This window comes from Wolbachia endosymbiont of Glossina morsitans morsitans (assembly GCF_000689175.1).
GTDB lineage: Bacteria > Pseudomonadota > Alphaproteobacteria > Rickettsiales > Anaplasmataceae > Wolbachia > Wolbachia pipientis.
The window spans coordinates 1-4,368 of the sequence record NZ_AWUH01000160.1 but is presented as its reverse complement, the minus strand read 5'-3'; the positions used below and the strand labels follow the sequence as shown (position 1 = coordinate 4,368).

Sequence of the window (4,368 nt, the reverse complement as noted above, 5' to 3'; positions counted from 1 at the left end):
AATTAACTATTTTTCTTGCCAACCAGAGCGATGAAGATTTGGTCTACATCAAAACTCATCTTAGGACGCCAAATAGGGCCATCCAAATGCATATCGATATAGATTGGATTACTATAATTTGGTGGTATGAAAAAGAACCTGAATATAGAATTTAAAGTGAAGTTAGATAAGGTTAAATTAGAAGAGATCGACCCTGATGCTTGATCAATCCCGAATTGTAAACTAGTTGAACATATGCCACTCTTAATACTTGCTTTTCCGCTAATATTTTCAAAAAATGTTTTACCGTTATATATATCAATATAAGCAAGTGTGGAGATTTCAGACTTATTATTACTGCTTAACAAATTAGTGATAAATGAATTGAAATCTACATTAGTAACTTCTATTCCTTGCGCTTGTAAGTTTACATCTCCTGATAAGTTACTAGCCCAATCATGAAAACTTTTTCCTTGAGTTTTGATTTCACCATTTAAGCTTACCTGACCATTTACATTGTCAATTCCTATAACCTTACCAATCTTTTTAGTGTCCAAATTTACAATAGAAAACCTTGTATTTATTGAGTCTGATCTTAAATAACCCTGAAAAAACACTTGCCCGTGTTCTAATACGTGACTTGCCTGCCTGATAGTGATAGTGTTGTTTCTCATTACCGCATCCAAATTAAAATCTTTTAAAACATTCTGCTCGGTTTTAAATTCTGCAGTATTGATTTGCACATTTGCATCAAAGCCTTCTTTATCATCCAAAAAATCAAGCTGCTTTGTTGACCATTGAATTTGATCTATCTCATTTCTTGAATTTCTTTTCGTCTCTACTAAATTTGGTAATGTAATAATTTTTCCATTAAATTTACTGCCCGTAAGGTTAACATCTAATAAAGGTTTGGCGTATTTTTGATCTGCTAATATTTTTGCATTACCGGTAATATCGAACTCTTCTCCAGATAGTTTTATTTTATCTGCAACTAGCTTACCTTTTTCCATTTTCAGCAAAAAATCCAAATTTTTAATTTTCGTATCATTCAATGTAAGGTTATTAACACGGGCCTTTATATTTGTATCATACTGAAAATTTTTCAGCCATTGCATTTTAGGTAAACTGCTAAATAATGAATGATCATATTTATCTGCATCAAGATTATGCATGCTAAATTCACCATCGATCACACTGCGTTTTTTTGTGTGGCTTACTCTAATTGATCCTTGCAAGGATTCCTTATTATTTAGCAGTCTAATGTCTGAGATAGATAATATTCTTGGTGCAAGGTGCAGTTTAGAACTTAGTGTAAATTGATTTTTCTGGTTTTCTTTCATCTTTATAGAAGGGAAAAAACATGAAATGAATGACTCAAAATCATTTCCTTCGACTAATAAATCACCGTTGAATTCAGATAGGACATTATTGTTTGAGATCTCTCCTGATAAGTAAGATATATTATTGATTCCAGGAAATTTAAGAAGCGTATTAACTTTTACTTTGCCATCAGTGGATTTTAGTACAGCACGGAAATTGTCCAATATTTTGTTTTGATATTGAATGTTAGAAGCTTCCATATTAAAATTTAAGCTCAAGTTCTTTGGCACAACTGCTCTAAAACATTCCAGAAGATCCTTCATATTCATTGTTCTTTGTGAATCATTTTGTATGGAATCTAAATCAACTCTACTGAAGCTAATATTGAAATTAGTGTGATTGCCTTTTCTATCATTTTGTATTGTACCGCTGGCTTGCATGCTTTTGGAATCAATTTTTAAGTCAGTTGCCGTAAACTCACTTTCATTAAGACTTATATTGGATGATATCTTGATATTTTCGCTAGGAATAACACAAGAGAGAAAGCTAAGATTAATGATTTTTGCTAAATCACTCACAGAACCGGAACTGTTATTAATTGTTAATGCTAAATTACCCTGGAGTTCTTCTTGATTTCTATTACCTGTAAATAGCAAATTTACAAAATTTGATTCAACACTAATGTGTACATTCCTTTTTGTGATATTAACCTTTCCTGAAAAATCGTAATTATTATCACCTACCTTTACTTTACCAAAAAACTGCTTATTTTTTTTTACAGCAACTTCTTTTATGTTAACAATATCAGCGAAATCATTCTTGAAACTTACTTGGCTGTCTTTTATTACTATATTGACTGTGTTACCACTGGCGTTTGTATTTATAATATTAAGTAAATTTTCTTTGTTGCTTTTCATGCCAAACAATGTGATTGACTTTGGTTGCAACGAAAATAAAAACAACGATAGGAACGATGGCCTTATTTCAATTTTTCTTACACTAATTAAATCTGACAACTTTTGCTCTTTATTTTCGCTGTATTGTACGTATACATTATAAATAGCGAGCTTTGGGGTAATCAACGAAACTTTAATTTTTCCCCCAATATGCACTTTAGCATCATACGTCTTCTCTAACTCTTTTATGATATATTTCCTGTAGCCACTCCAATCCTTAAAAGTTGCAGCAACATGCATGAGAATTAATAGCAGTGAGATTGATAATATAGCATATAAAGAAAGTCTCATAATTTACACATGCTTAAAGTTTCCCTTAAATATTAAATAGAGAATACCAAAATAAACAATAACACTCAAAGCTATTAAAGTCGTTAAATAAACAATACGAGCCAACATTTTATCAAAAAATAATCCTGCCAACAAAGAATTAAAAATATAAAGGGCTATTGACATGACTGCCGTTGCTACAAAAATTTTCATGACATTTAACAATAACGCTTGGCTAACCTTATACATTTTATTTATTGTTAAATAACTAATTAATAGAATGGAGTTTATCCAAGTGGAAACGGAAGTAGCAATAGCAATCCCCGTATGCTGATACTCGTTCATTAACAAAAGGTTTAGCACTACATTAATTCCAAGACACATTAGCGAAAATATGGTTGGTATTTTCAGATTACCTTTAGCAAAAAATGTAGGTAGCAATACTTTATTTATAATAAATGCAGGTAAAGAAAGAGAAAATGCTATTAAAGTGGGAACAGTTTGCTGCACTGCATAATGATCAAACCGGCCGTAAGAAAAAAGCGTAAGTAAAATTATGTCGGGAATAATGATAAAGGCAGCAGTTGTTGGCATAATTAACATTAATCCTATGTTGAGAGCCTTGTTCTGTATTTTGACTATATTTTCAGTATTATCCACCTGTTTTGAAATTAAAGGAAGAAGCACTGTACCAATTGCAGTACCGATTATTCCCTGCGGTAGTTGATTTAGTCTATCGGCATAATATATATAGGACACCGCATTTGGTATAAAACTCGCCATGATTGTATCAATCCATAAGCTTATTTGAGTTACACAATTATTGATAATTGCAGGTACCACACGCTTAAAAAATAACCTTACTTCATTGCTTAATTCAAGGCTAAAAGAAAAAGCTGCCTTTAATTTATATGCACTAAATAGCATTAGCAACAACTGAAAAACTCCTCCTATCAGCACAGCTATAGAAAGGTTGTGCGCTGAGGTTTTTACGTAAGGCACAAACAAACTGATGATTAAACAAAGATTCAAAACGATTGGTGCAATAGCTGTTGAAGCAAAATGCTGCTTTACTTGCAGCATTCCACCAATAAGTGATGCAATTGAAACAAAGATTATGTAGGGCATCATAATTCTTGATAAAGTAACAGTAAGGGTAAACTTACTTTGGTCAAATCCAGGAGCAAAAATTTGAATCATATAAGGGGAGAAAGTTTGCATAATAAGGCAAAAAATTACTAAGATAATAAACGTAATGGATATTACACTACTTGCAAAATTAAATGCCTTTTTATTATCATATGATTCTGTCGAATATAACGGTATGAATGAGGTAGTGAACGCTCCTTCTGCAAAAAATGCTCGAAATAGATTGGCAAAGCGAAACGAAGAAAAAAATATGTCTGCAAGAGAGTTCGCACCAATAACCGTAGCAATCAATACATCTCTTATTAACCCTGAGATCCTTGAAATAGCCGTAAAAAAACTAAATGTGAAAATACTTTTAAACATACCACTACTTCATTAGTGTCAATACGATTAACTATAATGGTAAAAGTATCAATGAAAATATTTATTGGCTAAACTTAAAACCCTCTGCAAAAGGAGAGTTAAATAATCAATTGACTATTTGCGCTCTTATGTTAGAAATTTTATATCTTGGCGGGCGTAGCTCAGTTGGTAGAGCGTCAGTTTGTGGTACTGAATGTCGCCAGTTCGATCCTGGTCGCTCGCCCCACTAAAACCCGATAATTTGGAAAACCGTCATCCCGCTGCTCGTTAGCGGGATCTAGAGATACCGTGACGGTATGACGTGAGTTAGCTATACATTGGCCACTGATGA

At 32.5% G+C, this 4,368-nt stretch carries 2 protein-coding genes and 1 tRNA gene; 1 reads left to right on the top strand and 2 read right to left on the bottom strand.

Features of this window, described 5'->3' with window-relative positions:
* Positions 1–2 precede the first annotated feature (2 nt).
* Both WGMM_RS04070 and murJ read right to left on the bottom strand, forming a co-directional pair.
* A complete protein-coding gene (locus WGMM_RS04070; protein ID WP_038250468.1) occupies positions 3–2,546 on the bottom strand; it encodes an AsmA family protein in 2,544 nt (847 codons plus the stop codon).
* A gap of 3 nt (positions 2,547–2,549) precedes the next feature.
* Positions 2,550–4,037, bottom strand: a complete 1,488-nt coding sequence (gene murJ / locus WGMM_RS04065; RefSeq protein ID WP_038250465.1) for a murein biosynthesis integral membrane protein MurJ — start codon at positions 4,035–4,037, stop codon at positions 2,550–2,552.
* Positions 4,038–4,187: 150 nt separating this feature from the next.
* On the opposite strand from murJ, the gene WGMM_RS04060 reads away from it, so the two are divergent.
* Positions 4,188–4,263 (top strand) — tRNA-His (locus WGMM_RS04060).
* Positions 4,264–4,368: the final 105 nt, after the last annotated feature.